This window comes from Pollutimonas rozaliensis (assembly GCF_048751585.1).
GTDB lineage: Bacteria > Pseudomonadota > Gammaproteobacteria > Burkholderiales > Burkholderiaceae_B.
This window is the reverse complement of sequence record NZ_JAZHOB010000084.1, coordinates 1-277: the sequence shown is the minus strand read 5'-3', so window position 1 is coordinate 277 and position 277 is coordinate 1. Positions and strand designations below refer to the sequence as shown.

At 48.4% G+C, this 277-nt stretch carries 1 protein-coding gene; it reads right to left on the bottom strand.

From position 1 onward, the window contains the following. The coding region (locus V0R37_RS22070) for a DapH/DapD/GlmU-related protein (RefSeq protein WP_420376553.1) at nt 1-260 on the bottom strand (260 nt) is incomplete at its 3' end. Nucleotides 261-277 lie beyond the last annotated feature (17 nt).

Sequence of the window (277 nt, the reverse complement as noted above, 5' to 3'; positions counted from 1 at the left end):
CCACCAACTAAGGTATCAGGAGCGACATCTTTGGTCACAACGGCTCCCGCTGCTACCACCGAATGAGCGCCAATCGTCACGCCTTGGCAAATAACAGCATTTCCCCCAATCCAAACATCATCTTCAATCACAATTGGCGCGCACTGAAAAGTCCAACCCCGTCGCTGTTGATAATCAAGCGAATGGGTGGGTGTATAGAATTGGCTATTGGGGCCAATTAAAACGTTATTACCAATGGTGATCGGCGCATTATCCAACATCGTCACTCCCATATTGA